Source organism: Olsenella sp. An188 (assembly GCF_002160255.1).
GTDB classification, from domain to species: Bacteria; Actinomycetota; Coriobacteriia; order Coriobacteriales; family Atopobiaceae; genus Thermophilibacter; species Thermophilibacter avistercoris.
Map to the genome: position 1 here is coordinate 92,310 of NZ_NFKF01000007.1, position 22,665 is coordinate 114,974.

Annotated in this window: 31 protein-coding genes; all 31 read left to right on the forward strand. The window is 67.4% G+C overall.

What is annotated here, in order from left to right; genetic code table 11:
- Positions 1 to 4 precede the first annotated feature (4 nt).
- The gene (locus B5F23_RS10050; protein WP_275083210.1) at positions 5 to 139 is read left to right on the forward strand and encodes a hypothetical protein; all 135 of its coding nucleotides are present in this window, start codon (positions 5 to 7) and stop codon (positions 137 to 139) included.
- The gene (locus B5F23_RS08290) at positions 139 to 840 is read left to right on the forward strand and encodes a conserved phage C-terminal domain-containing protein (RefSeq protein ID WP_087353609.1); all 702 of its coding nucleotides are present in this window, start codon (positions 139 to 141) and stop codon (positions 838 to 840) included. Before B5F23_RS10050 ends, B5F23_RS08290 begins: the two co-directional genes overlap by 1 nt.
- A 73-nt stretch (positions 841 to 913) precedes the next feature.
- Entirely contained in the window at positions 914 to 1,561 is a 648-nt protein-coding gene (locus tag B5F23_RS08295) for an ATP-binding protein (protein ID WP_158096149.1), read from the forward strand.
- Positions 1,548 to 1,967 carry a hypothetical protein gene (locus B5F23_RS08300; protein ID WP_087353615.1) on the forward strand — a complete coding sequence of 140 codons (420 nt, stop codon included), beginning with the start codon at positions 1,548 to 1,550 and terminating at the stop codon, positions 1,965 to 1,967. The genes B5F23_RS08295 and B5F23_RS08300 overlap by 14 nt, the downstream gene beginning before the upstream one ends.
- Positions 1,955 to 2,125, forward strand: coding sequence for a hypothetical protein (locus B5F23_RS09765; RefSeq protein WP_158096150.1), 171 nt, complete (start codon positions 1,955 to 1,957; stop codon positions 2,123 to 2,125). Before B5F23_RS08300 ends, B5F23_RS09765 begins: the two co-directional genes overlap by 13 nt.
- Positions 2,116 to 2,361, forward strand: coding sequence for a hypothetical protein (locus B5F23_RS08305; RefSeq protein ID WP_087353619.1), 246 nt, complete (start codon positions 2,116 to 2,118; stop codon positions 2,359 to 2,361). Before B5F23_RS09765 ends, B5F23_RS08305 begins: the two co-directional genes overlap by 10 nt.
- An 8-nt stretch (positions 2,362 to 2,369) precedes the next feature.
- Positions 2,370 to 2,546, forward strand: a complete 177-nt coding sequence (locus B5F23_RS09770; protein WP_158096151.1) for a hypothetical protein — start codon at positions 2,370 to 2,372, stop codon at positions 2,544 to 2,546.
- A complete protein-coding gene (locus tag B5F23_RS08310) occupies positions 2,543 to 2,776 on the forward strand; it encodes a hypothetical protein (protein WP_087353621.1) in 234 nt (77 codons plus the stop codon). Before B5F23_RS09770 ends, B5F23_RS08310 begins: the two co-directional genes overlap by 4 nt.
- Before the next feature lie 202 nt (positions 2,777 to 2,978).
- The gene (locus B5F23_RS09775) at positions 2,979 to 3,119 is read left to right on the forward strand and encodes a hypothetical protein (protein WP_158096152.1); all 141 of its coding nucleotides are present in this window, start codon (positions 2,979 to 2,981) and stop codon (positions 3,117 to 3,119) included.
- 199 nt (positions 3,120 to 3,318) lie between these two features.
- Entirely contained in the window at positions 3,319 to 3,816 is a 498-nt protein-coding gene (locus B5F23_RS08315; protein WP_087353626.1) for a DUF4406 domain-containing protein, read from the forward strand.
- Complete coding sequence (locus B5F23_RS08320; protein WP_087353628.1) at positions 3,813 to 4,004, forward strand: hypothetical protein; 192 nt, start codon at positions 3,813 to 3,815, stop codon at positions 4,002 to 4,004. Before B5F23_RS08315 ends, B5F23_RS08320 begins: the two co-directional genes overlap by 4 nt.
- A gap of 126 nt (positions 4,005 to 4,130) precedes the next feature.
- Positions 4,131 to 4,913: a hypothetical protein gene (locus tag B5F23_RS08325; protein ID WP_087353631.1), complete on the forward strand. Its 783-nt coding sequence runs from the start codon at positions 4,131 to 4,133 to the stop codon at positions 4,911 to 4,913.
- Between the two features lie 78 nt (positions 4,914 to 4,991).
- Positions 4,992 to 6,698 carry a PBSX family phage terminase large subunit gene (locus B5F23_RS08330; protein WP_087353634.1) on the forward strand — a complete coding sequence of 569 codons (1,707 nt, stop codon included), beginning with the start codon at positions 4,992 to 4,994 and terminating at the stop codon, positions 6,696 to 6,698.
- A gap of 3 nt (positions 6,699 to 6,701) precedes the next feature.
- Entirely contained in the window at positions 6,702 to 8,108 is a 1,407-nt protein-coding gene (locus tag B5F23_RS08335; RefSeq protein ID WP_087353637.1) for a hypothetical protein, read from the forward strand.
- A 1-nt stretch (position 8,109) separates the two neighbouring features.
- Positions 8,110 to 10,248: a phage minor capsid protein gene (locus tag B5F23_RS08340; RefSeq protein WP_087353639.1), complete on the forward strand. Its 2,139-nt coding sequence runs from the start codon at positions 8,110 to 8,112 to the stop codon at positions 10,246 to 10,248.
- Between the two features lie 2 nt (positions 10,249 to 10,250).
- Positions 10,251 to 10,451, forward strand: coding sequence for a hypothetical protein (locus tag B5F23_RS08345; RefSeq protein WP_087353642.1), 201 nt, complete (start codon positions 10,251 to 10,253; stop codon positions 10,449 to 10,451).
- 152 nt (positions 10,452 to 10,603) lie between these two features.
- Positions 10,604 to 11,155, forward strand: a complete 552-nt coding sequence (locus B5F23_RS08350) for a hypothetical protein (protein WP_087353645.1) — start codon at positions 10,604 to 10,606, stop codon at positions 11,153 to 11,155.
- A gap of 3 nt (positions 11,156 to 11,158) precedes the next feature.
- Positions 11,159 to 12,064, forward strand: coding sequence for a hypothetical protein (locus tag B5F23_RS08355; RefSeq protein WP_087353648.1), 906 nt, complete (start codon positions 11,159 to 11,161; stop codon positions 12,062 to 12,064).
- Between the two features lie 8 nt (positions 12,065 to 12,072).
- Entirely contained in the window at positions 12,073 to 12,426 is a 354-nt protein-coding gene (locus B5F23_RS09780; RefSeq protein ID WP_158096153.1) for a hypothetical protein, read from the forward strand.
- Positions 12,427 to 12,515: 89 nt separating this feature from the next.
- Entirely contained in the window at positions 12,516 to 12,746 is a 231-nt protein-coding gene (locus B5F23_RS09785; protein ID WP_158096154.1) for a putative minor capsid protein, read from the forward strand.
- The gene (locus B5F23_RS08365) at positions 12,743 to 13,102 is read left to right on the forward strand and encodes a minor capsid protein (protein ID WP_158096155.1); all 360 of its coding nucleotides are present in this window, start codon (positions 12,743 to 12,745) and stop codon (positions 13,100 to 13,102) included. Before B5F23_RS09785 ends, B5F23_RS08365 begins: the two co-directional genes overlap by 4 nt.
- Positions 13,099 to 13,506, forward strand: coding sequence for a hypothetical protein (locus B5F23_RS08370; RefSeq protein ID WP_087353659.1), 408 nt, complete (start codon positions 13,099 to 13,101; stop codon positions 13,504 to 13,506). The genes B5F23_RS08365 and B5F23_RS08370 overlap by 4 nt, the downstream gene beginning before the upstream one ends.
- Positions 13,507 to 13,518: 12 nt before the next feature.
- Positions 13,519 to 14,253, forward strand: coding sequence for a phage tail tube protein (locus B5F23_RS08375; protein ID WP_087353662.1), 735 nt, complete (start codon positions 13,519 to 13,521; stop codon positions 14,251 to 14,253).
- 102 nt (positions 14,254 to 14,355) lie between these two features.
- Positions 14,356 to 14,868: a hypothetical protein gene (locus B5F23_RS08380; protein ID WP_087353665.1), complete on the forward strand. Its 513-nt coding sequence runs from the start codon at positions 14,356 to 14,358 to the stop codon at positions 14,866 to 14,868.
- Entirely contained in the window at positions 14,865 to 15,521 is a 657-nt protein-coding gene (locus B5F23_RS08385; RefSeq protein WP_087353667.1) for a Gp15 family bacteriophage protein, read from the forward strand. The genes B5F23_RS08380 and B5F23_RS08385 overlap by 4 nt, the downstream gene beginning before the upstream one ends.
- 2 nt (positions 15,522 to 15,523) lie before the next feature.
- Positions 15,524 to 17,938 (forward strand): phage tail tape measure protein, encoded by a 2,415-nt coding sequence (locus B5F23_RS08390; RefSeq protein WP_087353671.1) that lies wholly within the window; start codon positions 15,524 to 15,526, stop codon positions 17,936 to 17,938.
- A complete protein-coding gene (locus B5F23_RS08395; RefSeq protein WP_087353674.1) occupies positions 17,935 to 18,867 on the forward strand; it encodes a phage distal tail protein in 933 nt (310 codons plus the stop codon). Before B5F23_RS08390 ends, B5F23_RS08395 begins: the two co-directional genes overlap by 4 nt.
- Positions 18,864 to 19,955 carry a Gp37-like protein gene (locus tag B5F23_RS08400; protein WP_087353677.1) on the forward strand — a complete coding sequence of 364 codons (1,092 nt, stop codon included), beginning with the start codon at positions 18,864 to 18,866 and terminating at the stop codon, positions 19,953 to 19,955. The genes B5F23_RS08395 and B5F23_RS08400 overlap by 4 nt, the downstream gene beginning before the upstream one ends.
- Before the next feature lie 19 nt (positions 19,956 to 19,974).
- Positions 19,975 to 20,934, forward strand: a complete 960-nt coding sequence (locus B5F23_RS08405; protein WP_087353680.1) for a hypothetical protein — start codon at positions 19,975 to 19,977, stop codon at positions 20,932 to 20,934.
- Position 20,935: 1 nt separating this feature from the next.
- Positions 20,936 to 22,051, forward strand: coding sequence for a DUF6273 domain-containing protein (locus B5F23_RS08410; RefSeq protein ID WP_087353684.1), 1,116 nt, complete (start codon positions 20,936 to 20,938; stop codon positions 22,049 to 22,051).
- A 116-nt stretch (positions 22,052 to 22,167) separates the two neighbouring features.
- Complete coding sequence (locus B5F23_RS08415) at positions 22,168 to 22,638, forward strand: hypothetical protein (RefSeq protein ID WP_164484261.1); 471 nt, start codon at positions 22,168 to 22,170, stop codon at positions 22,636 to 22,638.
- Positions 22,639 to 22,665 lie beyond the last annotated feature (27 nt).

Consider the following 22,665-nt stretch of genomic DNA (forward strand, 5'->3'; position numbering starts at 1 on the left):
CGCGGTGAAGAGGTTCCAGAAGGCTGTGGCGGCGGTCATCGTCGCGTCGCTGACCCTGCTCGTGCTCCTCACGGTCGCGCTGCTGTGCTCGATGCTCCTGTCGGGCATCGTGGGCACGCTGCGCGGGATAGCGTGGTGATGGCCGTGCAGGTCCTAGACTCGCTCATCGACGGCCCCCTGCAGCTGGGCAACAGGCGCGAGGGCGACGAGCTCATCGGCATGATCGTGCGATACCTCCGCACGGGAGAGGAGCCGTCGCCCCGCACCGACGCCCAGAGGATGGCGCTCGCCATGGTACGACCGGTGCTCGACAAGAGCCGCAAGCGCATCGTGGCCGGGAGCGAGGGCGGAAGCAGGTCGGCAAGCAAACCGTCAAGCAAACAGGAAAGCAAACGGCAAAGCAAACAGGAAAGCAAATTGTCAAGCGAACCGAGAAGCGAAGAGCAGAGCACATCCGCAAGCAAAAAGGCAAGCGATATATGTTCCTCTTCCTCTCTCCCTCTTCCCGACTCCCCTTCCGAGGAGGAGGGGTGCGGGGAGGAGGGCGGCGGGATCCCCTACGCGGAGATCGTGGCCGCGCTCAACGGGGCGGCCGGCACGTCGTACCGCCCGACATCGAAGAAGACCCGGCAGCTCATCCGCGCCAGGTGGGCCGAGGGCTACCGCCTCCCCGACTTCGAGGCCGTCATCGACACCATGGCGAGGGCGTGGCTCAGCGACCCGAAGATGAGCGCGTACCTGCGCCCCGAGACGCTTTTCGGCACCAAGTTCGAGAGCTACCTGAACAGGCCGAGGCCGAGGAAGGAGGCGCGCCATGGAGACCCGTTCGCAGCCTACTAGGCGATGCCCGCACTGCGGGTGCGAGCTCAAGCCGATCGTCCTCCCAGCCCTCTTCGGGGCGAAAGGGCCGCGCGTGGTCGGCTACGAGCCGTGCGGGTGCCCGGGGGCGGAGCGCGAGCGTCAGGAGGCCGACCGCGAGGAGGCCGAGCGCGGGGCGCGCGAGGACGCCGAGAGGCGCCGAAGGGCCTACGAGCGAGCCGGAATCAAGCCGAGGTTCGCGGGCGCGGAATCGCCCATGGCGGCGGGCGTCATGGAGGGCGTCCGCAGGGGTCGCGGGGCCTACATCTTCGGCCCCGTCGGCACAGGCAAGTCGCACCTCGCATCGGCAGTCGCCCGCATGGCGGTGGACGAGGGCATGAGGGTGCGCGTCACGGACATGCCGGGCATCATCGCCCGCCTCAAGGGCACGTTCGGCACGCAGGCGAGCGAGGAGGACGTGCTGGCCGGCCTGTCGAGGTGCGGACTCCTCGTGATAGACGACCTGGGCAAGGAGCCGCCGACGGACTGGACGCTCACGCAGGTGTTCCGCGTCATCAACGACAGGTACGAGACCATGAGGCCGGTGGTCGTCACGTCGCAGTACGACCTCAAGGCGCTGGGCGGGAGGCTGTCGCGCAACGGAGACGTCGACACCGCCCTCGCCATCGTTAGCCGCCTCTCCGAGATGTGCGCCAAGCACGAGATGAGGGGCGCGGACAGGAGGCTCCATGTCCAGGGTTGATACGCTGCCCGAGATCCTGCGGCCGCTCATGGACGGCACGAGCGTCGAGACGCCACGGTGCGCCGTGTGTGGCAGGCCGTGGCCCCTCAACCGCCACCACATCGTGAGGAGGGGCGCCGGCAGGCTCTACCGCAACGGTGTCGAGGTGCCGAAGCCGACGATCGTCCTGTGCGGCATCGGCAACAACCTCTCCGACGCGGACGGACGCCCCTTCTGTCACGGTCTCGCGCACGCCAACCGGCTGCACTTCCGCTGGGTGCGCCCTCGCGAGGAGTTCAACAGGCCGAGGCCGCAGGGGTCCGGCCACTGGGAGTACATCGTCCTGCCGGAGCCGACGAGCTACGCGAGGGCGCTCGAGACGGACGGCTGGAGGCCGCTGAGGAGGTGGCGCGAGTGCTGTGCGTGACCGTCGAGGAGTTCGAGCGCGAGGAGCGCAGGCAGAGGAGCCGGCGGGCCAAGGAGCTCGCCGACGAGGGGCTCGCGGCGTGGCAGATAGCCGAGAGGCTGGGCATGACGGTCCAGGCGGCGAGGAAGGTCGTCGAGAGGAGGCGGCGATGCCGATGAGCGACTACGAGCCCGCGAGCGGCTGGAACCTCCCGCCGGGGTGCTTCGAGTGGGACCCGGCGGCCCCGTGGAACGCCCCGGACCCGTGGGAGGGCAGATCGTGCGGCGAGTGCCGCAACTGCAGCGAGTGCAAGCTGCTCGACGGGACGAAGGTCAAGGTCTGCACCTGCGACGAGTGCGACCTTGAGGAGATAGATCCGGACGCCCCCGCATGCGAGGGCTTCGAGGACCACTAGGAGGAAGCATGACCGAGCAGGACAAGGCACGCGAGGCGCGCATCAGGCTCGACGCGGCGCGCAGGCACATCACCGAGGCCATCGAGGCCATTAGCGGCCCCGCGCCGGACTGGGTGCGCTGCGGAGCGTGCATCGACATGGCGGGCGACGTGATGCCGTTCGTCAAGGAGGCGGACGAGAGATGAGCGTCATCTGCTCAAGATGCGGGCGCGACATCGACGCCATCGGCCAAGACAACGTGAGCTACACGCGGGAGCCCGTGTGCGAGGACTGCGCCGACAGGTGCGGAGACTGCGTACATTACGTAGGCGGCGGTGACTGGGGCTTGTGCTGCAAGCTCGACTACGGTCTCCACTACGAGGACAGCATCGCGTGCGGAAGGTTCGCCGACAGGTTAGAGGTCGATGCCTCGTGAGCCATGGCAGGCACCATCACAGGCGGCACACCGCGCGCAAGCATCGCATGTGCTCCGACAAGACGAGGTTCGCGAGCGAGATCGCGGCCATGAGGTCGGGCGCGAAGTTCGGCATGGACTGGTACCGATGCCCGTACTGCGGCGGATACCACCTCACGAGCAAGAACAGCATGAAAGGCACTGGAAGATGAAGGAAGAAGAGATGAAGCGCAACCGCTACCAGCTCGCGAAGCACGTGTGGCGCATGCGGGTGAAGAGCGGATGCACGTTCGAGGAGATCGCCCGCGCGGCCCAATGCACCGTCAGGGAGGCGCACGAGCTGTTCAAGGAGGCCATGAGATGATTGTGACGAAGTGCGGCAACTGCCGCTATTACGCGAAGAGGCCCACAGAGATCATGGACAGGGCCATTCGACCGGGCGTATGCCTGAGAACCGCCAGAGCGGTCAGCCCGGAATGGGAGGCTCCCATCTCTCCATGCAACTCGACCTGCAACATCTCTCATCCAAGAAAGCCGACCCATTTCATTCCGAAGGAGCAGTCATGAGGCTGTACGTCATCGGCCCCGTGTCGGGGCATGAGGGGGACAACCGCGAGGCGTTCGAGGAGGCGAGAAAAAGACTGAGAGCAGCTGGGTACGAAGCGGAGATCCCCCACGACTGGATAAAGCCGGGTGCGCCCTGGCAGGAGGCCATGCGCGCGAGCATCGCCCAGATGCTGTCCATGGATAACAGGCGCTTGCCGGTTTACGACGGCGTTGCGGAGCTTCCCGGCGTCTTCGGCTCGAAGGGCGCGCGCTGCGAGCGCGGCATCTGCGAGCAGCTGGGCATCCCCCACAAGACCGTCGATGAGTGGTGCGCCGAGAAGCCCGCGCGGCGGTCGCGCACGTGCGGGTCGTGCGCCCACTTCGCGAAGAGGCACGGGAGGTACCGCGACAATGACGGCGTTTGCCTCATGGCGGGCGTCACCGTGAGCAGCAAGAGGCCCGTCGATGGGGTCAACCCGTGCGGGAACGGCAGGAAGTTCGAGGTGGCGCCATGAGCAGGGGGCCGCTGAGCAAGGAGGACTGGAAGATGGGCTACAGCGAGGCGAGCCCGCCGACGGGTTGCTCCGCCGGGTGCCTGCTGCTCGCGGTCTTGTGCGTCGCTTTCGACGCCGTCGTGGTCTGGGCGGTGTGGCAGCTGGCCCGCGGCCTGGCGTGGATCGTTTCGCTCATCGCGTACGCCTAGCGACACCTTCGGGAACATGGCCGTGCGGTCATCCTCCGCCGCACGGGGCACAGGGAGCCGTCCTCCGGGGCGGCTCCCGGCATGCTGCGGGGCGACGGCCGCGAGAAGCGGGAAGCTGGAGGGCACATGGCCAAGGGTGAGACATACGAGGAGTTCACGGCGAAGTTCGAGCCGAAGCGGACGACCGACGACTGCTACACGCCGCCCGAGGTGTTCGACGCGGTTCTGTCGTGGGCGTGCCGGGAGTACGGCATCGACCCGGCGGACGTCGTGAGACCGTTCTACCCGGGCGGGGACTACGAGGGCGCCGAGTACCCGGACGGCTGCTGCGTGGTGGACAACCCGCCCTTCTCCATCCTCTCCAAGATCGTGGCGTTCTACCAGGACAGGGGCGTGGGCTTCCTCCTATTCGCCCCGACGCTCACGTGCATGGGCATCCAGAGGTGCAGCAAGGTCGTGGCCGGCGCGCAGGTCACCTATGAGAACGGCGCGAAGGTCAACACCTCGTTCGTCACGAACCTCGACCGCTTCGAGATGAGGAGCGCGCCCGCACTGCGCAGTGCCATCGAGGAGGCGCAGGCGGCCGGGGCCCCGGCCATGCCCAAGTACGACTACCCCGCCGAGGTGGTGACCGCCCCGATGCTCGCGCGCTACAGCAAGTACGGCATCGACTTCGCCGTGACCCCGGACGAGTGCGAGTTCATCCGCGCGCTGGACATGCAGCGCGAGATGGGCAAGGGCATCTACGGGAGCGGCTACCTCATCGGCGGGGGCGCCCTGGCCCGCAGGGCGGACGCCGACAGGCTCGCCGCAGCGAGGGGGGGGGGGGCGGATGTGAAACCACCCACGACATGGCCGCTCTCCGCAAGGGAGCGGGCCGCCGTGTCACGCCTTGGGCTGAGCACGTGACTTTCGAGCTGTCCAGGCGCGAGAGGGGAATCGTCGGGCGCCTCGGGTAGCAGGCGCCGGAAGTGAAGGGAGGGGCGCGTGGAGGCCGCCGCCAAGGACACGCCGCTGGCGAACCCGCGCCGCGAGAGGTACTGCCAGGAGCGCGTGGCCGGCAAGACGCAGAGGCAGGCCATGCTCGCCGCGTGGCCAGACCGGACCCGCTGGAAGCCGGAGACCGTGGACAACAAGGCGTGCAAGCTGGAGGCCGAGGATGAGGTCAAGGCTAGGCTGGCCGCACTCAAGCGCATCGCCGCCGAGAAGGCGACCACGACGCGCGCCGAGGTGCTTGCCGGCATGAGCGAGACCTTCAACGCCGGAATATCGCGCATCCGTAGCGCCGGGGGCGACAAGCCGCTCGACTACACGGCCGTGAACGCCGTGACGCAGCTGGGCAAGACGCTGCTCGACGCGCTGCCGGAGGAGCAGCCCGAGGAGCGCGGCGAGTTCACGCGCGACTTCGCGCTGCTGATCGGCAGGGACTTCTTCCGCCCGCACATGCTCATTGCGCGGGGACTTCAGACCGAGTTCTGGTGCAAGGGAGGGCGCGGCTCGCTCAAGAGCTCGTGGGCATCCATAGAGCTCGTCAACCACATCGAGACGCACCCAGGCGAGCACGCGGCCGCCGTGATGAAGCGCAAGAACAGCCTGCGCGACGCCGTGTACGCCCAGGTGGTGTGGGCCATCCACGAGATGGGGCTGGACGACGAGTACGAGATGCCGGTCTCCACGCTCAAGATCAGGAAGAAGTCCACAGGGCAGCTCATCTTCTTCGCAGGGTGCGACGACCCGCACAAGTCCAAGGGCCTCAAGCCTCCGTTCGGCTTCATCGGCTTCCTATGGTTCGAGGAGTCCGACCAGTTCAAGGGCATGGCCGAGATCCGCACAGTGCGCCAGTCCGCCGCGCGAGGCGGCGCGCGCACCATCGTGGTCTACACCTACAACCCGCCGCGCACCCGCGACAACTGGGCGAACAAGGAGGCCGACCGCCGCAGGGACGCCGGCGAGGAGGTGTTCGACAGCTGCTACCTCGACGCGCCGCCCGAGTGGCTGGGCGCGCAGTTCATAGCCGACGCAGAAGAGCTCAAGGAGACCGACCCGCAGGCGTACGCCCACGAGTACCTGGGCGAGCCCGTGGGCTACGGCGGGCAGATATTCGACCGCGTGGAGTTCCGCGAGGTGACGGACGAGGAGATCGCGACCTTCGAGCGGCTGCACGCGGGCCAGGACTTCGGGTGGTTCCCGGACCCGTGGGCGTTTACGCTGTCCGAGTGGCAGCCCGGTCAGCACCGCGTCATCACGTTCGCGGAGCTGGGCGGCAACAAGGTGCTGCCCAACAAGGCGGCCGAGCTCATCAAGAGCGCGCTCACGTGGAGCGACGGCAAGGGGCCGGACGGGCGCGACAGGCCGCCGGCCTACCACAGGCTGCGGGTGCTGTCAGACGACGCCTCGCCGGACCAGATACAGGCGCAGAGGGACGAGGGCGTGCGCGCCGAGTCTGCGGGAAAGGGCGGGCTCCGCGACATGAGCTACCGCTTCCTGCAGTCGGTCACGTGGGTCATCGACCCCGGACGCTGCCCGAACCTCGCGCGGGAGGTGCGCGAAGCGGAGTTCGAGATGGACGAGGCCACGGGCGAGTACTCGGGCGACTACCCGGACGGCAACGATCACTGGATAGACGCGACCAGGTACGCGTTCATGGACGTGGTGACGCGGCGCGGGGCGTACAAGCACGCGGGAAGGGAATAGACCATGGCAGAGAACCAGTTCGAGGTTCCGGCGTTCGTGCGCGAGGAGATCACGGGGCGTGGGTACGCCATGCCGCCGGACATGAGCACCCACATCGAGGATTGGTACCAGTGGTACACGGCCAAGCACCCGTTCTACACCGAGAAGTACCTGGGCGTGGACGGCAGGAGCCACGACCGCAAGAAGCTCTCGCTCCGGCCCGCCCGCCGCGTGTGCCGCGAGTGGGCCGCGCTCATCGCCAACGAGATGCAGGCGCAGAGCGACAGCGCGGACGCAAACGAGTGGGTACGGGACTTCTGCGAGCACACCGGCCTCTACGCGCTGTTCCAGCGCGGCATAGAGCGTGCCTTCGCCATGGGGACCGGCGCGCTTGCGCTGTGGTTCGATGTGCGCGACGACGGTGCCACCATCCGCGTGCGCAGGTACGACGCGAAGATGGTCATCCCGCTCACGTGGGACGAGGACGGGACCACGGAGTGCGCGTTCTGCACCCGCGTGACGATCAAGGGCAAGCAGGCCGTCCAGCTGCAGCTCCACGCCATCAACGGCGACACGAGCACGTACCACGTCATCACCAAGGTGTGGCGCGACGGGAAGCCGGTGCCCGCTGAGGCGCTAGGCATCATCGAGGACTTCGACACCGAGTGCAGAACGCCGACCTTCTGCCTACTCTCCCCCGCCATCGACAACACGGTGCAGGACACGAGCCCGTACGGGGTGAGCGTGTTCAACGACGCGGTTGACGCCATGCGAATGCTCGACACGGCATGGACCGCCCTCTATGACGAGACCGACCTGCTGCGCGCCGTCCTCATGCTGCCCGACTCAATGATCGACACCGAGACCGACGAGGACGGCAAGCGGCGCCCCGTGCCGTTCGGCGACCGCGAGCAGAGGCTGTACCGCCTCACCGGCTCGACGGTGACCGAGTCCGGCAAGCCCTACGCCTTCGCCCCCGCCATGCGCACCAGCGCCATCCACGAGGTGTACGCGGACGCGTGCGCCGCGCTTGGCGACGAGTGTGGCTTCGGCTCACAGTACTTCAGCCCCGACAAGACGGGCGGGCTCAAGACCGCCACGGAGGTGAGCGCGGACAACAGCGCGCTCATGCGCAACATCCGCAACCACGAGAACGCTCTGGGCAAGGAGCTTGGCAAACTGCTCACCGCCCTCGTGGAGTGCGCGCGCGTCCACTGCGGCGCGCAGGTGGCCGAGGGGTTCGAGCCCGTGACCATCGTGTGGGACGACAGCATCATCACCGACACGCAGGCCGAGAAGACGCAGATGCTCGCCGAGATCGCGGCGGGCGTGGTGCCAAAGTGGATGTACCTGTCGCGCTTCTACGGCATGAGCGAGGAGGAGGCGCGGGCGTCGATGCCGGAGCAGACGGTCTTGGACGTGGGGTTCTAGGATGCTCGACCCCGACTACCTCGACAGGGCAGGCGACATGGTCGCGGGCGTGTACGGCGAGATAGAGGCCGACATGCTCGCGTACCTGTGCCGCCTCCTGCTCGACCAGGACATCGAAGGGCTGGGGCAGCGCGGCGTCACGGCGGTCAACCTGCTCGCGCAGTCAGCGGCGCCGCAGCTCATGGCGTTCATCGAGAGCCACCGCGACGAGGTGAACGAGGCGGTGAGGCGCACGGTTGAGGACGCCATGTCACGCAGCGACGCGGCGGACGCGGCGGCCATCTCGGGCGCGGCGCCAGGGACGGCCGTCGCGGCGTCGCGGACGCTCCCGAGGCAGGTGGAGCTAACGGCTCGCGGGATAGCGGCCATCCTTGAGCGCGACAACGTGGACATGGCGCAGGGCGCGCTCGACCTGTGGAACAGGTGCGTGGCCGAGGCCGTCACCAAGGTGAACACGGGGGCCGAGACTGCGGACACGGCCGTGCACCAGGCGGTGCGCCGCATGATGCGCGAGGGCGTCTCGACGGTGACCTACCGTGACCCCACCACGGGTCGGCAGACCGTGACGAACCGCATAGACGTTGCCGTGCGGCGGCACGTGCGCACGCAGCTCGCGCAGGACGGCATGCGCCGGACGCTCGACGTGTGCGCCGACGCCGGAGTGCGCCTGGTAGAGGTCTCCAGCCACGGAGGGGCGCGCCCGAGCCACGCGAGATGGCAGGGGCGCGTCTACTCGCTCAACGGCGAGGTCGAGGTTGACGGCGTGCGCTACAAGGACTTCTACAGTGAGACGGGGTACGGCAAGGTGGACGGGCTTGGAGGCGCCAACTGCCGCCACAGCTTCGGCCCATGGGTCCCGGGAGCACCGCGCATGTACTCGCCGGATCCGGAGCACCCGAGCGGCCTCCCGTCCGACGAGGTCTACAGGCTCACGCAGGAGCAGCGCCGCAGGGAGCGCGACATACGACAGACCAAGCGCGAGCTAGCGGGGGCGCAGCTGATCGCAGACAAGGACGCGAGCCTCGCCAACATCGCAGAGGTCGAGCGTCTGAAAGACAAGCTGCGTAGGCAGCAGGCGGGGCTGCGCGAGCACATCGACAAGGCTAACAAGCTGGGCAAGGCCGACGTCCTGCAGCGCGCCCCGAACCGCGAGTGGGCGGGAGACATGCCGCGCATCAGGAAGACGGATTCGAGCCGCCGCACCATGAAGGAGTTCATGAACGGCGACGGGGTGAAGCGCGCCCTAAAGGCTCGCGGCATATCGAGGTCGGCCGCCCAGAAGGCCCTCTCCGCAGAGCTGAGGTCACGGGGAATAGACCCGAGGAACTGGCAGAACCTGAGCAAGGCCAACCAGCAGGGCATATTCAAGCGAGCGATAGCGGGGCTAAGGGGGACGAAGAAGGCGGGGGCCAAATCGGCCACCAAGGCGCCGGCGACCGCCGCCAAGATCATGGAGGGCAAGGGGGTGAGCGGGCAGAGCGCGTCGGCCATCGCCTCGATAGCCGACGGCTGCCAGAACGCGGACGTGAGACGCGCGTTCAGCTCGTCGCTCGCAGACCTGAGGTTGGACAGCACGACGGCGGCGCGCGGCCAGGCGTACTACAGCCCGAGGACGCAGGGCATAACGCTGAACATGGACGACACCGCAAGGGGTTTCGCCGCGAGGCCGGACAAGGCGCCGTACCAGACCTTCTTCCACGAGTATGGCCACTACATCGACCACAGGAACGGCCAAGGCGCGCGGTACGCATCCGAGGCCGCCGGACTCGGCGTGACGGCGAAGAAGGAGGTGCAGACGATGCTTCGCGAGATCAAGAAGCGAGAGGGATACGGGAGCGTACGCGAAGCGAAGGAGCACCTGACCCGCGAGGTCATCACCCTGTACCGGTCAACGCCAGAGCTGATAGGCGGCCTGTCAGACATCATCCACGGGGCCACGAGCGGAACGTGCTGCGACTACGCGCTGCCGGCGCACCGAAAGTCCTACTGGAAGGGGAAATGGGGGGCGCAGGCGCTCGCGACGGAGACGTTCGCCCACTTCTTCGAGTGCTCGACGGCGAACCCGCAGGCACTTGAGACTTTGAAGAGGTACCTGCCGAAAACCTATGATGTGTTCACGGACATGATGAAAGGATTCTAGCCATGGAGTGGAACGACGAGCAGCTGTTCGAGACCTGGGGGCGCTACCGCGAGGCGTTCCCGGACTCAGACTGGGGGATGGAGGGCTGCGGACTGACGCCGAGCGAGGCGCACGAGCTCATGCGCAAGAGCATCGAGACGGGGCACGACTACCTGGAGGAGTCCTTCCCCGACTATCCAGCGGGGACGTCCTACGGAGCGTAGCGCCGCAACGAGCCGCCTTCGGGCGGCTTTTTTCATGCCCCGGTTTCAGGCGACACCCTCGGTACCTTCTCCACATCGCCCGGGCATGCGCAAAAGGCCCACCTGTCCCGCCCAGTGAAGGGCGCAAACAAACGCTAGGTAAGGAGAAGGACATGGCAGCAGAGGGCAACACCCAGACCGAGCCCACGACCACCGACCCGCAGACCGAGCCCAAGCAGGGCGAGGCCGCGCAGGGCGGCGGCGAGGGCGACCCGAAGCCCGCAGCCGAAGGCCAAGGCGGCGGCGAGGGCGAGGTCGAAGACAAGCACGGACATCCCGGCATCAACCGCGAGAAGTACCAGCGCGACATGGCGGCCAAGGACAAGGAGATCGCCGAACTCAAGGCCCAGGTGGCCGAGGCCGCCAAGACCGAGGAGGGGCGCAAGGCGCTCGAAGAGCGCATCGCCAAGCTCGAAGCCGACCAGAAGGACGAGCGCATCACGCACAAGCTGGAGATGGCCGGATGCCTCAACGCGAAGGCCGCAAAGGCTCTTCTCGACGACTACGAGGGCGACGTGGCCAAGCTCAGGGAGGCGTGCCCGTACCTCTTCTCCGACGGCAAGGCAAAGCAGACCGGCTCCACGGGCCTCAAGCCCGACGGAGACGCGGAGAAGGCGCTGGACGAGAAGCTCGACCGCGCCTTCGGACTCAAGAAGAAGGAGTAACGCATGGCACTCGGCGACTACGTAACCAAGTACACAGACCGCCTCGACAAGATCATCGAGCGCGAGACGCTGACCAGCGACCTGAACATGAACGGAGACCTGCTCGGTGAGTTCTCCGACACCGGCGAGATCAAGGTGGCCACCATCGCCATGGACGGCCTCGCCAACTACGACCGCGCGACCGGCTTCGTTGACGGAGAGGTGACCACGGACTGGGAGACCTACAAGCTCCGCTACGACCGTGGCCGCTCGTTCTCCATCGACGCGATGGACGACGAGGAGCGGGCCGGCATCGTCTCCGCCAACGTCATGGCGGAGTTCGAGCGCACCAAGGTCATCCCCGAGGTGGACGCCATCCGCTTCGCCACGCTCGCCGGGAACGCCGGCAACACCGAGGCGGCCGACATCACCACCTCGGACGCCGCGTACAAGGCCGTGGCGACCGCCGAGGAGGCGGTTGAGGACACGGGCGTGGACCTCTCCACCTGCCTGCTCTACTGCACCTCCACCATCAAGCGCCTGCTCCGCGAGAACGTGAAGCAGAACTACCGCCTGTCCCAGGGCGAGAACCCGAACGGCAAGTTCACCATGTGGGACGAGATGAAGATCGTGACCGTGCCGTCCTCGCGCTTCCAGAGCAAGATCACCCTGCTCGACGGCACCACCTCCGGGCAGGAGGCCGGCGGCTTCAAGGCGGCCGAGGACGCCCTTGCGCTCAACTTCATGATCGTCCACCCGAGTGCGGCGGCCGCCATCCAGCGCCACAAGAAGCTCCGCTACTTCGCGCCGGACACCAACCAGAAGCGCGACGCGCACCTCTGGCAGTACCGCCTCTTCCACGACCTTCTCGTGTACGAGCAGCAGAAGGGCAAGATCTTCGCGCACACCGCCGCCGCGAATGCCGCGTAGGGGCATCCATGTCCGCGCCGACGGTCACATACGCCTTCTACGCCAACCAGTACGGCGGGACGCTCGACGAGGGCGGCTTCAAGGCCGCCCTCCCCCACGCGCTCGCCTACGTCAGGAACCGCATCTGGCCGAACAGGCCGAGGGACGCCGTGAGGGCGTGGCGCATGGCGGTGTGCGCCGCCTGCGACGTGGACGCCTCCTACGGCTTCTCCGGCGGCTCCGGCTCGCTCGCGTCCGTGACCACGGGCACGGTGAGCATGAGCTTCGGCGGCCAGGGCGGCGGCTCGTGGGAGGCGGACATGGCGCGCGCCGTGGACGCACGCCTGGCCGGCACCGGCCTGCTGTTCATGGGGCTGGGGTGAGCGCCGTGAGGATCCCGCCCATCCCTGCCTTCATGCGTCAGGAGAGCCTGGCCATAATCCGGCAGGCACCAGACGGCTTCGCTGACCCCGTGACAATCGATCGATGCCGCATCGACCGTAGCGCGGGGCTCTCGCCGAACGACTACCAGCTGACGCCCGGGTGCCGCGCGCGCGTCTTCATAGACGCGACGGAGTACGTGGGCGAGGTCGTCGAGGGCGACCTTCTTGAGTTCGACGGCGAGAGGCACGCAGTAGCGTCCGTCCAGCGGTGCGACCACCCGGACGGCACGCCGCACCACTGGGAGGTCGATGCCCAGTGAGCAGGGCGGCGAGCTGCAGCATCAGGATCGACCTGTCGGGACTCCAGCGGAGGTTCAGCCCGGAACGTCTCAGGGAGAAGCAGGAGGCGTTCGCAGAGCGCGTTGCCTTCGAGATGCGAGACTACGTCCCGGAGGACCAGGGGACGCTCAAGGGCTCCGAGACGCTGGCAAGCGACTACGCAAGCGGCTCCATCGAGTGGGCGACCCCGTACGCGCAGCACGTCCACGACCTCCCGCAGTCGAGCATCCGAAAGACCAAGAACCCGAACGCGCGCTCCCACTGGCCCGAGGAGGCCAAGAGGGAGCGCATGAGCGCGTGGAACGCATTCGCCCATAAGCTCCTGGAGGACAAATGACCGAGACCATCGACATCTGCGAGCGCGCCGTCGAGGCGTTGCGGGCAGCGGGCATGGACAGCGTGCTCGCGCAACGGATAGACCGCATCACGGGGAAGGACGGCGTGGTCGTGCGCATGATGCCGCCGCGCACCGTCGCCACGTACTTCGACGGCACGCGGCGCATCGACTGCACGATACAGGTCATCGCGAAGAGCCTGGACCCGACCGAGGCCATGGCAGAGTGCGACCGCGCATCCGAGATACTGCGCTCGTCGGACCTGTCGAGCGCGAACGGCTCCTACGAGCTCGCGGACCCGGCATACCCCGCCGAGCCAGACGGGGACATCGAGGAGCTTGCCGTGGGGACGGACCGGCGGCACGTCTGGGCGGTCCGCCTCGTAATTCAGATCATCAGGAAGTAGAAAGGAACGGCCATGGCAAAGAGCGACCTCGGGTTTGCCCGAAACTACGCAAACGCGCTGGAGGTGAACATCACCCCCGGGGCTGAAGAGCCCACGTGGGCGATCCTGTCGCGCGGCATCACGTCCATCACGCCCTCCGGAAACGAAAGCACCGAGGACAAGGACTACTACGACGGCTACGGCGTGCCGACGACCGACGTGACGAGCACGCAGATCCAGTACGCCGTCGAGGGCGACCGCTGCTACGGCGACCCCGCCCAGGACTTCATCACGAGCTGCGCGCTCGAAACCGGCGAGGGCCGCAAGACGCAGTTCCGGCACACGGCCGCGAACGGCGACGTCATCGAGGGCGACTGCACGCTGCTCGGCCTCACCCCCAACAGCGGACAGGGAGAGGCAAGCGGCCTCGGCGCGTTCAGCTGCACCATCGCGACCGACGGGCGCCCGAGCTACACCCCGGCGAACAAGCTCAAGCTGCCCGAGCAGGTCGAGGCGGAGGCGGTCTCCGTGGCGGTCGGCGAGAAGCAGAAGATCGTGGCGACCGTCACCCCGGAGACCGCGAACCCCAAGTGCTTCTTCGCGTCGGGAAACACCGACATTGCCACCGTAGACAGCGACGGGAACGTCACGGGCGTGGCCCAGGGCTCCTGCGACGTCACGGCGCGGTGCGCGGCAAAGCCGTCCGTCATGGTCACGGTGAAGGTCACCGTGACCGCCGCCAACCAGCAGTCCCTCGCCCAGAAGTAAACGGCGACACCTCTCATAGCCTCCGACATGTGGGGGCGCGGGCAAGTGAGCGGCCCGCGCCCCTCTTTTTGTGCCTAGCTCACGGGCAGAGAAGGGAGCAGCATGGAGATCCTGAAGGCGTCGAGGCCCTACGAGGACATCTACTTCGAGGACCCGGTGGAGAACCCCGACACGCCACACTTCCGCGTGTGGTTCGACGACGAGAGCATGGAGGCGATGCTCGGCAAGGTAGCGAACGCCATCGACCGCGCGCAGAGCCTCAACGCCAAGGCGGCCACGGCGAGGTCGGACGAGGACCGCGCCGAGGTCACCCAGATGATGGTACACCTGCAGAAGCGCGTCATCGTCGCCTTCATCGGCGCAGACGGCTACCAGAGGCTCCTTGAGTGGATGGGCGACGGCGAGGCCATCGACCCCGCCAAGTACACCAGCGCCCTCGGGGAGGTGTTCGCCCAGTTCCTCATGCTGCTGGGGCGCAGAGCGACCAACGAGCAGCTGCGCGCGTGCGGCCTCTACTACTCGCAGGAGAGCGCCAAGACCAAGGCGTTCCTCCAGGCGCAGCGCAAGGCGCCGTCCAAGGTGCTCCAAGGCGGCAAGAAGAAGCACCGCAAGTGATAGCCACGGACCTCACGTCCCGGAGGGTCGCCCTGCCAGGCGGCGGAAGCGCGACGCCCTACGAGTGGGGCGGCGCGGAAGTGCTCGTGCGCGACGACGCCATGACGGTGCTGAGCCTGATAGCCGCCCTCCGGGACGAGGGCATGCCGGAGGACGAGCGCGGCGAGACGGTCGTGCGCTCGCTCTTCGCCGACTGGGCGGACGCCTACACGGCCTGCGACTACGACCCCGTGGAGTTCTCCAGGCTCATCGAGTCGGCGGTGTGGGACGTCTGCGGCATCGACCTCAGGGGTGACCGGGCCCACGAGGAGCCCCTATGGGACCCGGAGGAGGACGCCGCGCTCATCCGCACCAGCTTCCGCATGGCCTACGGCCTCGACTGGGACAGGGCGCGCGCGGAGATCAGCTTCTCGGAGTTCGTGGCGCTCGTCGGCGGCTGCGGGACGGACACGCCGCTCGGGCGCGCCATCTACTACCGGGACCCTAGGACGAGGCCGAAGGCCACGAAGCACAACCGCAAGGAGATAGAGGAGTGGGAGCGCCTGCATCGGGCGTTCGCACTGGGAAAGAGCCGTAGCTCACGCGGCGCAGCAGAAGGGACAGACGCGGCGATGGCCGATGCGTTCGCCGCACTCAAGCGCGCAGCGAGGTGAGCATGGACGGATCCGTCGTCATTCAGGCGGTGCTCGACTCAAGCAAGGTCGAGAAGGGCGTCAGCGACGTCAACAAGAGCCTGAACAAGGTCAGCTGGAAGGGAATCAAGGAGGGCGACCAGGCGGCGCAGCAGCTGTCGGGGTCGCTCAAGAGCGCCGGCACGGCCGCGACGGTCGGCCTCACGGCGCCCATCGTCGCCGCCGGCACGGCCGCCATGACGACGGCGTCGAGCTACGAGAGCGCGACGGCTCGCATCCAGTCCGCCCTCGGGCTCACGGCCGAGGAGGCCGAGCACCTGGGCGACGTGGGGGAGTCCATCTACGAGAACGGCTTCGGGGAGTCCCTCGACGCCGTTGACGACGCCCTCATCACGGTACGGCAGAGCATCGGGGACCTCAACGACGTGGACCTCACCTACGTCACGCAGGCGGCCCTCACGCTGTCCGACACGCTGGGGATGGACGTCGGAGAGAGCGTGCGGGGCATCAACGCCCTCATGGACGGCTTCGGACTGTCCGCGCAGGAGGCCATGGACCTGTTCGTGGCCGGCGCCCAGGACGGCCTCAACTACTCAGACGAGCTCGGCGACAACCTCGCCGAGTACGGCCCGCGCTTCGCGCAGATGGGCTTCTCCGCCGAGGAGTACTTCTCGATCCTCAAGGCCGGCACCGAGAACGGCGCGTACAACCTGGACAAGGTCAACGACTTCCTGAACGAGTTCCAGACGAGCCTGTCAGACGGCCGCATGGACGAGAACATCGGGAGGTTTAGCGACTCCACCCAAAAGCTATTCCAGAGCTGGAAGGAGGGCGGCGCGACCGGCCAGCAGGTCTTCGAGGCCGTCATGGGAGAGCTGGCGCAGATGCCCGACGGCTATGAGAAGGCCAACCTCGCCTCCACTCTGTGGTCGAGCCTGGGCGAGGACAACGCCATGGGCATGATCACGAGCCTCGCGGGCGTCGAGAACAAGTACGGCGACGTGGCCGGGGCGGCGCAGGAGGCGGCGGACACCGCGTCCGACAGCTTTGCGAGCAAGGCGCAGAGCGCCATGCGCGAGCTGATGGGGGCCATCGAGCCCCTGGGCACGCCGCTGCTCAACATCGCAACGAACGTGGCCGGATGCATCCAGGCCTTCGGCGAGTGGTTCTCCGGAATCGGAGAGGGCGGTCAGATGGCCGTGCTCGCCCTCGCCGGCATACTCGCCGCCGTCGGACCGGTGCTGTCGGTCGCAGGCAACGTTGTGACCGTGCTGCCCGCCATCACCTCCGCGCTGGGAGGGGCCACTGCGGCAACCGGGGCCGCAAGCGGGGCAACGGGGGCGCTCGGCGGCGCGCTGACCGCACTCACCGGGCCCGTCGGAATCGTGCTCGGCGTCCTCGCGGCCCTCACGGCGGCGATCGTCTACCTGTGGAACACCGACGACGGGTTCCGGGTGGCGGTCTCGGAGGCCTGGAACGCCATATGGGGCACCATCCAGGGAGTCATCGACCAGCTTCGGCCCTACGTGGAGCAGGCGTGGGCCGCCATACAGAACGCCGTGAGCACGGCCATGAACGTCATCATGCCCATAGTGAGCCAGGGGTTCCAGTTCATCATCGCCGTGGCCGTGCCGATCCTGCAGCAGCTCATCTCCAACGTCGCCAACACCTTCCAGGTGATACTGGAGACCATCACGGGCGTGATGAACGGGGTCACGCAGATCATCAATGGCGCGTGGCAGATAATCCAGGGCATCTTCCAGACCGTCGTCGGCTTCATAGTCGGGCTCGTGACGGGCGACTTCTCGCAGATGCAGGCCGGCGTGGACGCCATTATGCAGGGCATCAAGACCGTCATCGGCGGCGCGCTCGACGCGGCCGGAGCCGTGGTGACGGGCGCCATCAACTTCATAACCTCGACCATCCAGAACGGGCTCAACCTCGCGCTGTCCGTCGTGCAGGGCATCTTCAACGGCATCAAGAGCGCGATAGAGGGGCCAATCAACGGGGCGCGCGACGTGGTGGGCGGCGCCATCGAGGCCATCAAGGGCTTCTTCAACTTCCGCATCTCCTGGCCGCACATCCCCATGCCGCACTTCGGCGTCAGCCCGTCCGGATGGCAGATCGGCGACCTGCTGCGCGGCGTCATCCCGAGCCTGAGCATCGAGTGGTACGCGAAGGGCGGCGTGTTCAACGGCCCCAGCGTCATCGGCGTCGGCGAGGCGGGGCCCGAGGCGGTCGTCCCGCTATCCGGGAGCAGGGTCAGGCCCTTCGCGGAGGCGGTGGCCGAGGGCATCGTGTCCGCGCTTGGAGGGTCGCGCGAGGGTCGCGGCGGCGTCACGCAGAACTTCAACTTCTACCAGCCCATCAAGTCGCCCGACGAGGTCGCCCGCGCCGTGCGCTTGAGCGAGAGATACGGATTGGCGGCTGAGACATGAGCAAATCACCACTCGTGATAGAGATCGAGCGCGACGACGGGCTCGGGGAGGAGAACCCGAGGCTGCTCGCCGACGGCACGCGCTGGCGCGTCGAGGTCGGCGGCCTTGAGAACTTCGGCGGGGTCACGTACGAGGTCGCCACGCAGGCGTACGCACAGTACGAGGGCTCCCTTCCGATGAGGGAGCGGACGCCGGAGCAGGACCGGACCATGGTGCTCGCCGCGCGCTTCGACCGAGCGGAGGCGCGCGACGAGGCCATGGCGTTCTTCATCCCGCACAGGGAGTACGTCGTGCGGTGCTCGCTGCTCGGAAGGACGAGGCACTTCACCGGCCGCCAGTACGCGCTCAAGGTCGAGCTGGGCAGCCTCGCCCTCCCGACGAGGGTCACGTGGACCTGCCTGTGCACGCAGCCGTTCTGGCTCTCAGAGGACGAGCACGGCTACGACCTAGCCGAGGCCCAGAGGCGCCGGGGGTTCCCGTTCGTGTCGCTCGTGGACCGCGTGGCGCCGGAGCCGGAGTCGCGCGTCGCGGGGCCGAGCCACGTCGCGGGCTTCATCGTCGGAATAGTCAGCCACGCCACGAGGCTCGTGAACGGCGGGCACGTCCCGACCTACCCTCGCTTCACCATATCGGCGAGCGGTGAGGTCAGGAACCCCTCCGTCAGGGTGCTCGACGGTTCCGGGGCGGCCGTGCTCGACGTGACCGTGCTCGTCAGCATGCAGGACGGCGACGAGCTCGTCCTCGACTTCGAGAGCCGGCCGACGTCCATCACGCTGAACGGGGAGAACGTGAGCCACCTCGTGAAGCCGGGCTCGACCCTCGCCGCGAGCATCGGCGTGGGCAGGTACGACGTCGAGTGGTCCGCAGAGTCGGGCGACGCATCCATGCAGGTCGTGCCGTCGATTAGGGAAAGGTACACGGGAATATGATCGACGAGGCCATGGCGGTCATCAGCATCTACCGCGTGACAAGCTCGGGCGAGATCTCGCTCATGGTTGCCAACTTGCCGTACTCGAACCTGCAGTGGACGAGGAAGCTGTCCACGTGCGGCAGCTTCTCCGTCCAGCTGGTCGGGGACGTGCCGGTCCCCTGGCCGGGGAGGTACCTGCTGGTGCGCGGCGACCGGCCGGAGGTCGGGCTCGTAGAGAAGGTCAAGTACTCCGACGACGAGAGCGGCGAGGCGGCGAGCATGTCGGGGAGGTTCGCCGAGTGCCTGCTCGCCTACAGGAGCTTCGGCCCGTCCGGGGCGGCCGCGTCCGGTCACGGATGGCGCGGCGCGGTCGCTGCGGCCTTCGGCTCGTGGCCCATGCCGGACGCCCCGGAGATCGTGCTGGGGGCAGGGACGGAGGGGGCGGGCTCCTCGTACACGATCAGGGCGGACGAGAAGACCACGGCGATGGATGCCGTGTACGCCGTCACGGCCGCCCAGTCGGCCTATCCCACCCTCGCCCTGGACTGGGAGCGCGGGGCCCTCAGCCTCTCCATTGTGGACGGCCTGGACAGGACGCGCGGGCAGGGCGAGCGCCCCGTGATGGTCTTCAGCCTTGAGATGGCCACGGCGCAGGCCACGTCCTACTCGGGAGACTACTCGGTCTCGTGCTCCAAGGTCATAGCCTACGCGAAGGGGGCGAGCGAGGGCGCGGAGGCGGTGAGCGTCGAGGTCGAGGTCCCGGGCTTCGACCCGGAGACCATGTGGCAGGCGTCGGCGACCGAGGACGTGTCGTCCCTGTGCTCCGACGAGCCCGCCGCATCCGAGGCGAAGGACGCCGGGCTCCTGCGGGCCTACGACCACATGCCCGCCCTCGCCGTCGATGTGACGGTCCTCGGCAGCGGGTACGGCAGCACGTGGGACCTCGCGGACACCTGCGAGGCGGACGTGCCGGAGGCGGGCGTGTCGTGCTCCGCCCGAATCGAGGAGGTGCGCGAGGTGGTCAAGAAAGAGGGGACGACACTTGAGGTCTCATTGGGCTCGAAGGCGATCAGCCGCGTATCGCGCGCGCTGATGCGCCTCCGCTGACCAGACGAGGAGGGATGCCGTGGCAAAGGTCACATCCATCACGCGGGTCTACCCGATGGACTCGCTCATGACCATCGGCGAGGACGGCCTGCCCGTCTACGACAGGGCATACAACGCCAGCGACCTCGCCGAGGTCATCGGCGCCTTTTTCTCGAACGGAGTCTTCACGGCGGCCGGCGATGCCCTGTCGGTGACGTCGGAGGCGGGAACCTGGAGCGTCGGCACCGGCGGCGCGGTCGCCGGGCACAGGATCATCCCCGTCGATTCGCCGGCCGAGGTGATCGACCAGGACGAGATAGGCACCGGCCAGTACGCCTACATCATCGTGGCGCTGAGGAACGACACGAAGTACCGGGACGGGGCGATCTACTCCGTGCTGACGGAGTCGCCGACCTACTCGCCGGTTCGCAACAACTCGACGTGGGAGCTCGTGCTCGCGCGCATCGACTGGCGCGGCGGGCTCTCCGACTACCGTCTCGACAACCTCATGTGCGGGCCCGTGACGCCGTTCGCGAAGATCGACACGGACCAGTTCATGCTCGAACTGCACACGGCGGTCTCGCAGTTCAACCTCAACGTCGGGGAGGTGAGGTCCATCCCCAGCGGCTCGACGCCCGTGGTCACCGTGAGGAAGCCCGAGATGGCCGGAGGCGAAGTCTACATCGACTTCGACATCCCCAGGGGCGCCCCCGGCAAGGACGGGGCGGACGGGGAGAGCGCGCCGACGATGTTCATCAGCCCGGAGAGCGAGGAGCCCCCGAGGGTCTACGGGAACGCGTGGCTCGTGGACGACAAGGGGACGCACACCATCACCGACATCCGGTGCTACGAGACCGAGAGGGTCTACCCGAGCGACGGGCTGTTCCCGGGCGACGCTCTGTACCCCGGCGGGACGGGCCAGTGGGTATCCCACAAGCTGGCCGCGTCGCTCATCGAGCCGCAGGAGTCCGAAGGCAGCCAGACCGAACAGGAGGCATAGCATGGCAATCAACTACGAGTCGCGCGAGTGGGCCAACGACGCGGCGGGGAACACCCCCATCAACGCCGACGCCCTCAACCGCATGGAGGGCGGCATCTCTGACGCGTGCGCGGGCGTCGATTCGCTCAGCTCGAAGCTCATCACCTACCTCGTCGAATCGGGCGGAGACACCGCCGGGGAGGACGTGAACGGGGACGAGATCGTGGAGCCCTGCAACGTCTACGACGCGGAGAAGGGCGTCGTCTACTTCGCTCCGGGAGGCGGCGCGGCAAGGACCGTGCCGTTCGCCACGTCCGGCGGCCTGGCCGACGTGGCGGAGTACCCATACCAGCTTGAGGCGGGGCTGTACCCCGGGCGCGACCTTGCGGCAACGTTCGCGGACGAGGTGTCGGAGTACGGCGACGTGTGGGAGTGGCTGCAGTCCCGCACGAAGGCCGGGAACTTCTCGGGCATCCGCATCGGCGACTACATCGACATCACCCTCACCGACGAGGTTCCGTTCCGCGCGCTCGTCGCCGCCATCGACCCCTACTACGGATGCGGGGACGACGGGCACGTCAGGGGCCACCACATCGTGATGATGGCGAGCGCGCCCGTGACCGTCACCGGCTCGTACGCGGTCAACGGCGGGCACATCAAGTGGAACTCGACCGCCACCAACCAGGGAACGGCAGCGGAGAAGCACCCCTACCTGGCGAGCCAGCTGCACAAGTGGGAAACCGAGGTCTTCTACAACCTCCTGCCGCAGGCCGTGCGCGACCGAATCATGGTCCACCGCGCCCTTCTCGAAGAGCGGTACAGCAGCTCCGGCGGGCTCACCGAGTCCGGCAGGTGGAGCTGGGCGGACCTCGGCACCGTGTGGTCACCCTCCGAGATGGAGGTCTACGGCTGCACGGTTTGGGGGACGAAGGGATGGTCCGTCGGATACGACTGTCAGTTCCCCATCTTCAAGAAGACGAGGGATCGCATCAACGGCAGTCGCGTCAGCTGGTGGCTCCGTGTCGCTCGTGGCGGTTCGTCGTCGACCGTCTGCAGTGTCTACGGCTATGGCTATGCCAGCATCGACTCCGCCTCGGATGACTGGCTTCGCCCCCGCCCCTGCTTCCTCATCGGCTGAGAATTCAGCCGATAGACGATCTTCCGCAACGGCGACCGCCTCTGGCGGTCGCCTTGCCCTTTGCCCGCGAAGCGGGCCGGATATAATTTTCAAAAATCAAGGGACGGGGGTGCGCTGTGAGCGGTGTCTTCGAGAAGGACAGGAGCGAGTCAGAGCTCGACTACTTCGAGCTCGCCAGGAAGATATGGGTCGAGGTCGTCCGCATCGTCAAGAACGAGAAGGACGTGCCGAAGTCCTGCAGGTTCCTCATAGGAGTCCCGACCGCCGAGACGGCGCGCAGCATGGTCGCCAACATAAACCGCGCCTACCACTTCTACCCCTCCAGCTCGTTCAACGTGCTTGAGAGGAGGAGATACCTCACCCTCGCAATCGCCGACTGCGAACAGCTTCTCCTCGACATGCAGTGCATGAAGGACGCGGGGCTCCCCATAAACGTGAACCGGCTTGAGAACCTAATCAAGATGGCCGACGCCGAGATCGGGAAGCTGCAGAGCAAGAGGAAAAACACGCGCCTCATCGGGAAGCAGACGGTCGAGGATCGCATCAGGGACGCCGAGGCCGAGATCGAGAGGCTGAGTTCGGTATAATGTCGCTCGGTTACGCCTTGGAAATCG

What these genes read in the sequence shown, in the direction of transcription:
- B5F23_RS08290 (WP_087353609.1), top strand. Translation starts at nt 139, where the DNA reads ATGGCCGTGCAGGTCCTAGACTCGCTCATCGACGGCCCCCTGCAGCTG.
- B5F23_RS08300 (WP_087353615.1), top strand. Translation starts at nt 1,548, where the DNA reads ATGTCCAGGGTTGATACGCTGCCCGAGATCCTGCGGCCGCTCATGGAC.
- B5F23_RS08305 (WP_087353619.1), top strand. Translation starts at nt 2,116, where the DNA reads ATGCCGATGAGCGACTACGAGCCCGCGAGCGGCTGGAACCTCCCGCCG.
- B5F23_RS09770 (WP_158096151.1), top strand. Translation starts at nt 2,370, where the DNA reads ATGACCGAGCAGGACAAGGCACGCGAGGCGCGCATCAGGCTCGACGCG.
- B5F23_RS08310 (WP_087353621.1), top strand. Translation starts at nt 2,543, where the DNA reads ATGAGCGTCATCTGCTCAAGATGCGGGCGCGACATCGACGCCATCGGC.
- B5F23_RS09775 (WP_158096152.1), top strand. Translation starts at nt 2,979, where the DNA reads ATGAAGCGCAACCGCTACCAGCTCGCGAAGCACGTGTGGCGCATGCGG.
- B5F23_RS08315 (WP_087353626.1), top strand. Translation starts at nt 3,319, where the DNA reads ATGAGGCTGTACGTCATCGGCCCCGTGTCGGGGCATGAGGGGGACAAC.
- B5F23_RS08320 (WP_087353628.1), top strand. Translation starts at nt 3,813, where the DNA reads ATGAGCAGGGGGCCGCTGAGCAAGGAGGACTGGAAGATGGGCTACAGC.
- B5F23_RS08325 (WP_087353631.1), top strand. Translation starts at nt 4,131, where the DNA reads ATGGCCAAGGGTGAGACATACGAGGAGTTCACGGCGAAGTTCGAGCCG.
- B5F23_RS08335 (WP_087353637.1), top strand. Translation starts at nt 6,702, where the DNA reads ATGGCAGAGAACCAGTTCGAGGTTCCGGCGTTCGTGCGCGAGGAGATC.
- B5F23_RS08340 (WP_087353639.1), top strand. Translation starts at nt 8,110, where the DNA reads ATGCTCGACCCCGACTACCTCGACAGGGCAGGCGACATGGTCGCGGGC.
- B5F23_RS08345 (WP_087353642.1), top strand. Translation starts at nt 10,251, where the DNA reads ATGGAGTGGAACGACGAGCAGCTGTTCGAGACCTGGGGGCGCTACCGC.
- B5F23_RS08350 (WP_087353645.1), top strand. Translation starts at nt 10,604, where the DNA reads ATGGCAGCAGAGGGCAACACCCAGACCGAGCCCACGACCACCGACCCG.
- B5F23_RS08355 (WP_087353648.1), top strand. Translation starts at nt 11,159, where the DNA reads ATGGCACTCGGCGACTACGTAACCAAGTACACAGACCGCCTCGACAAG.
- B5F23_RS09780 (WP_158096153.1), top strand. Translation starts at nt 12,073, where the DNA reads ATGTCCGCGCCGACGGTCACATACGCCTTCTACGCCAACCAGTACGGC.
- B5F23_RS08370 (WP_087353659.1), top strand. Translation starts at nt 13,099, where the DNA reads ATGACCGAGACCATCGACATCTGCGAGCGCGCCGTCGAGGCGTTGCGG.
- B5F23_RS08375 (WP_087353662.1), top strand. Translation starts at nt 13,519, where the DNA reads ATGGCAAAGAGCGACCTCGGGTTTGCCCGAAACTACGCAAACGCGCTG.
- B5F23_RS08380 (WP_087353665.1), top strand. Translation starts at nt 14,356, where the DNA reads ATGGAGATCCTGAAGGCGTCGAGGCCCTACGAGGACATCTACTTCGAG.
- B5F23_RS08390 (WP_087353671.1), top strand. Translation starts at nt 15,524, where the DNA reads ATGGACGGATCCGTCGTCATTCAGGCGGTGCTCGACTCAAGCAAGGTC.
- B5F23_RS08395 (WP_087353674.1), top strand. Translation starts at nt 17,935, where the DNA reads ATGAGCAAATCACCACTCGTGATAGAGATCGAGCGCGACGACGGGCTC.
- B5F23_RS08400 (WP_087353677.1), top strand. Translation starts at nt 18,864, where the DNA reads ATGATCGACGAGGCCATGGCGGTCATCAGCATCTACCGCGTGACAAGC.
- B5F23_RS08410 (WP_087353684.1), top strand. Translation starts at nt 20,936, where the DNA reads ATGGCAATCAACTACGAGTCGCGCGAGTGGGCCAACGACGCGGCGGGG.